We start from the raw sequence: 5,660 nt of genomic DNA, 5'->3' as shown, positions 1-5,660 counted from the left end.
CCTGCTTAAAACCCTTTACCTTGAGGTGGGTGATACCAAGAAACTGTTCAGCCTGAGGTAAGTTCCGAAAAGTGCTAACTGAGTTTCGAGACGGCATCGCGCTGAAGCGTTTGACGCCAACAGATCCGTGACGCCTTCACCGGGTTTTAATCAGTTACCCTCCACATCACACAATCCAGAGAGCCTGAGCAACCTTAGTACTTTGTGTAAGTTTTTCTCAATGCTCTTTGAACGGTGCCCGTGCTAAAGAAAAAATCAAAACAGAGTTCTTATGTCGTTGTGTATTTAAGGAGCCATCAACGTGAAATACACAACAAACCTAACTAGATCCTCTAAACTACTGCACAGGTACCAACGCTAACCTCAGGACTTGAAGGGGGTCTCCCCCAGAACCCGCTCGTCCACTCCCTCCCACCACCACCTGTTCCTCAGGTACCACTCCACCGTGAGCCTTATCCCCTCCTCAAAGCTCACCCTTGGTCTCCAGCCCAGCTCCCTCACCCTGGTGGAATCCACACTGTACCTGAAGTCGAGACCTGGCCTGTCCTCCACAAACTTCACCAGCCCTGGCTTTCCCAGGAGGGAGAGAACCGCGTTCACCACCTCCAGATTTGTCCTTTCCTCCCCCGAGGAGATGTTGTAGATACCTGGCTTTCCCCTCTCTGCCACTGTGAGGATAGCCTCGCAATTATCGAGAACGTAAATCCAGTCCCTAACGTTCTTTCCTGTACCGTACACGGGAACCGGCAGGTCACGGAGGGCGCGAATGATCGTCTTGGGTATGAGCTTCTCAGGAAACTGGTAGGGACCGTAGTTGTTTGCGCTCCTCGTGACGCGAACGTCCAGGTGATAGGTGCGGGAGTAGGCCATGGCCAGGAGGGTTGCGCCAGCCTTGGAGGCAGAGTAGGGGGATGAAGGGTTGAGGGGATCTCCCTCCTTGAATGAGCCCGAGAAGATCTCCCCGTACTCCTCGGCTGTCCCAACCTGAATGAACACCGCGTCCTCGTGGTAGCGCCTCACTCCCTCGAGGAGGTTGGCCACTCCCAAAACGTTGGTGGACACGAAGGAGAGGGGGTCCTGGATGCTACGATCCACGTGGGACTCAGCGGCGAAGTTGAAGATGAAATCAGGCTTTTCGCGTCGGATCAGGTCCTGGATACGCGGATCACGTATATCCATCTCAACTGTCCTTACGTTAACCCCCTCTAGGTTTCTCCTGTTTGATCCAACGGAGAAGTTATCCACAACTATAACATCTAGTGTACCAGAGATCATCCTCACGAAATTGGATCCAATGAACCCATAACCTCCCGTGACCAGCGCTTTACCTTCCATGGTGGGAAAAGTGAACAGTGGATATTAACCCTTTCCCACCCTATACTAATAGATGGGAAATCCATTTTCAATAAATGTATATTGAATTGTAGTGTATGGAATATTTGGACGAATCACGTCAGGATGAGGCTGAGCTATGGTATCGCGGTGGATAAAGCTTATTCCAGAAAATCCACAAACTATATTGAATTGAATTAAAATAATTCTAAACTAATGCGTTGAGTTTTTGCCAAGTAACGTCCAGACTGCCTCTTAATTTAATATTTAGCAAAGTCTGCTGTGCCTTACTTACAAATACTCCACACGACTTACAAATACTCCACACGCTAGTTCTGACCATAGATGTCTAACACCTGCAGATTGAGCCCCTCATCGCTCAGTTCGGGCTCAAATCGGGGCATTCCCTAGTAGGAACCAAACCATTCAGGTACCTTGATCAGTAGCGGGTCAGGATACAATCTCTAAATCAATTCTAAGCCAAATCGTCTAAAATAAGAAACGATATATACAAATCGCATGGAGAAGCCCAGACGTAGCCCCTCACTCTCTTCTCGCATCGATATATCCCATTTTCCCTGAAGAACTCTCCACCCTAACCTTGAACCCGTTGCTTTCAAGAATTTCCCGTAAGTTCTGCAACCCGTTGTGATACTCCATGGTTATTGCTTCAATCCTGTTAAACGAGTTCCTGTCCAAGCTACCAAGTACAGAATACTCGCACCCCTCACAATCCATTTTCAGTAGACCCACCGTCTCACCCTTCACCATATCCAGCAAATCCTGTAAGGTCACGCTGTCCACTGTCCTTGGAATAAGTTTCTGACTCAGCTTGACCATGTTCTCAGGGTCTATGGAGTTACCATTCACATTATTCTCGTAAACGTAAAAGGTGATCTTTCCCTTCCGTGAGGCTAAGGCCTGGTTCAAAAGTACCACCCTGTCCTTCACCCCTGAAGCTTCCACATTCCTTATCGCCAAAGAGAAACTCTCTTCGTCAGGCTCCAGTGCTATTACTTTTTTAGCCCCCTTTTTCGCGAAAAATATGCTTGAGTCGCCGTTACTTGCCCCCGCATCTATAACTACCTTATCCTTTACGTCGTAGTCGTAAACTTTTCTCAAATATATCTCTACAAGATGTCCCAGATCCCATCCCTTATTAGTTCTGCAGGTTATACTCACCTTCTCGTGGTTATTGGTTAAGGTTATCAGGTTCCCTTGAAGGCCTGTTACTTCCCAATTCTTTGAGAGAAGCTCGGCTAATGAGGCAGCATTGGAAAGGGGAATATGGATTGTGGAACCCGCCAAGTTAACCCTCAAATTTCTTTTCAAGAGGTAAGAAACGAGTACATCCGCAGTGCTGACCCGCAGAGATCGCGCAATCATCCTCGCCCTCTCATACTTTGTTATTAATGACATTAAATAAGAGTCAATTTTGAAGTATATAAAACATGACTGTTGGTTTAGATAGAAAGAACACTAGCATCCCTAGCTGAAGGAGATCATGGTGTGGTCAAACTTGCATAAATTAGTTTTATGGCTTCGCGACTTCGCATTGAATCCCTTGAAACTTAAAATATGCCGACATGACGACACTATGAAGGAGATCAACAACCTAGAAGAATCGCGTAACGCACTCAAGGACTTGACAGCGTTATCTTGGACCTGTCTCCCACCACCAGCCTCGTAACCCTGGGAATACCGGGTTTACTCTCCACAACCACGTTATTCCCCAGGATGCTGTCGCTTATCCTGGCGTTAACTCCCCTGATCTTAACCTCCTTCATGAGGATCGAGTTCTCTATCTCCACGTCGCTGAGCTCACATCCATCCCAGATTGAGGTGTATGGGCCAATGTACACGTTGGGGCCTATGACGCAGTTCCTTCCCACGACAACGGGTCCGCGGATTGTGACGTTCTCCTTCAGGACTGTCCCTTCCCCTACCTGAACTCTTCCCTGGATTGTGGCGTGGTCGTGATGAAAGGTACCCTCGAGCCCATCCAGAACAAGCTGATTTGCCTCGAGCAAGTCCTCGGGCTTCCCCGTATCCTTCCACCACCCCTCCACGTGAACCACCTCCACGCGTTTGCCGTCATCCACCATCATCTGGATAACGTCGGTGATCTCGTACTCCCCTCTCCAGCTCGGCTTCAGTTTTCTCGTGTAATCGTGAATGATGGGGGTGAACACGTAAACACCCACCAACGCGAGATTTGAGGGTGGATCCCTGGGCTTCTCCACCAGTTTCTTCACCCTCCCGTTCTCCAGGACCACGACACCGTACTGCCTCGGGTCCTTAACGGGGGTGACCCCTATTACGGCGTCAGCGTGGGTCTCGTTAAACCTGTTCAGAAACTGGGAGATCCCGTTCTGGAGCAGGTTGTCCCCAAGGTGCATGATGAAGGGCTCATCCAGATATGGCTCGGCCTTCATCACTGCGTGGGCCAGCCCCAGCGGTTCCTGCTCCACGTAATGAAAGGTCGCGGGGTACCTGGAACCTATGGCCTCGGTGATTCCCTCTTTCATGGGGCCTAGAATCACTGTGATGTCGCGGATTCCCGCGTTGATCAGGTTCTCCACGGCGTAAAGGACCATGGGCTTATTGGCAATGGGAATGGTATGCTTGTTCCCAGTGTGGGTCAAGGGCCTTAACCTGGTACCGTGACCTCCCGCAAGAAGTAATCCCTTCATAAAGTGAGATTAAACTTGAGCAAAATAAACTTCTCTATGGAACGTGATCACACTGGAAACTACATCAATTCTCGTCAACTAGGTCGTCGCTAGTAGTTTTGATTAATTTTTATCCTCTGGCATGGGCGCCGTTCAGAGAGAACTGGGTAAAAACTTACACAAAGTACTAGGGTAAAGATATAAGATAAGGGGAGCCCTGACGAAAAGAGCCCCTAAGACCCTTGTCCTCCTGATCTCGTCAGGATAAAGGTGATGTAGGCTCCTGAGACGGTCTGGTCAATAAATCCCATGTGCGTTATGGGAAAATGTGCATCAAAATACAGGTCCAGAAACACCACGATTCTCAAGTGAGTCACGACTCAGCCACTTCCCTCATCTTCTCGTAATACTGCTCCGCAGTTTTCTCCCAGTCATATTTAAGTGAAGTCTGATAACTGGCCCTGGAGAACTCCCTCATGACCCCCTCGTCCAGAAGGTATTCCACCCGCCTGGCCATGGCATCCAGATCCTTGTATGGCACAAGAAAACCATTTACCCCGTCCTGAATTATCTCGGGAATTGATCCGCGGGCATACCCAACCACAGGTGTCCCGCAGGCGTTGGCCTCAATCACGATCATTCCCCACCCCTCAATGAACGAGGTCGAGAGTACCACCCAGGCCCTCTGGTAGAGCTCCACCTTCTTCTCCTCGGGTATCCTTCCCAGGTATTGAATGTTACTCTCCCCCTGAATGGCGCACCTCACCTCACCCTCCAGCTCACCTCCTCCCGCGATGATCAGGGTAGCGCGTCTCCTTAAGCGCCTGAACATCTGGATGGCGTCAAGGGGATTCTTATACCTCTTCATCCTCCCTATCTAGAGAATCGTGGGAGTTGAAGACTTCTCCCCCGGGCGATAAAGGGAATGGTCAATCCCGTTATGAATCACCGTCACCCTGGATGGATCCACCTTCAGAGAGACCAGGTCCCTCTTCGTCGTGTTGGAGACCGAGATTATCCAGGGGTAACCCCTCACTCCTTTCTCCAGTTGCCTGACCAGAAGGGCGGTCAGAGGATTAAGCTCGTACTTCACCACCTCCTGGTGAACGTGATGAACCAGGGCAATGGACTTCCTGTTAACGAGGTAGGAGAAGAAGGGAACCGCGTGGGCAACACTGTCCACTACCACATCGTACTCCCTAGCGAAGCGCAGAGAGTGAAGATGTAGTGAGACTTGATTACCCGCATGCAGGAGCTTCACTCCTTCCACAGTGTTGGGAGGAGAACCGACAGCCTCACTTAACCAAGATACGTCAACCCCGCGCTTAACCAGCCTTTTCGCAACCTCCAGGATGACGTTCTCTGCCCCGCCCGCCTGAGGATGGTACACGTCCCTGTGATTCACGAACAGCAGTTTCACAGTGGGTGATATACCGGTACTTCATTAAAGCTTCTTCCTTCAGGAACATGCGAACTGTCAGTCACAGGTCAGGAACTTTACTGAAATACTAAAGAGCCGAATTAAAGGCATGGAAGACCTTAATAACTCTTTAGACGTTGGATAATAAAATGCTTACTGAGTGTGTCCAACAATTTATCTCACCTGCCACAATTGCAACAGGTTGTAGACGGTGAAGTAGGTGGAGAACCACTTCC

Annotated in this window: 3 protein-coding genes and 1 pseudogene; all 4 read right to left on the bottom strand. The window is 49.6% G+C overall.

Annotation, left to right across the window (positions count from 1 at the left end):
• Window positions 1-363: 363 nt before the first annotated feature.
• Window positions 364-1,335, bottom strand: coding sequence for a dTDP-glucose 4,6-dehydratase (rfbB, locus tag L3N51_RS12150; RefSeq protein ID WP_238027484.1), 972 nt, complete (start codon window positions 1,333-1,335; stop codon window positions 364-366).
• Window positions 1,336-1,875: 540 nt separating this feature from the next.
• Entirely contained in the window at window positions 1,876-2,751 is an 876-nt protein-coding gene (locus L3N51_RS12145; protein ID WP_238027483.1) for an FkbM family methyltransferase, read from the bottom strand.
• 218 nt (window positions 2,752-2,969) lie between these two features.
• Window positions 2,970-4,025, bottom strand: coding sequence for a glucose-1-phosphate thymidylyltransferase (locus L3N51_RS12140; protein ID WP_238027482.1), 1,056 nt, complete (start codon window positions 4,023-4,025; stop codon window positions 2,970-2,972).
• Between the two features lie 352 nt (window positions 4,026-4,377).
• A pseudogene (locus tag L3N51_RS12720) lies at window positions 4,378-5,424 on the bottom strand (glycosyltransferase family 4 protein).
• Window positions 5,425-5,660 lie beyond the last annotated feature (236 nt).

This window comes from Metallosphaera javensis (ex Hofmann et al. 2022) (assembly GCF_022064045.1).
Taxonomy (GTDB): domain Archaea; phylum Thermoproteota; class Thermoprotei_A; order Sulfolobales; family Sulfolobaceae; genus Metallosphaera; species Metallosphaera javensis.
Note: the sequence above shows the minus strand (reverse complement) of the source record. Positions and strands in the feature narration are given on the sequence as shown.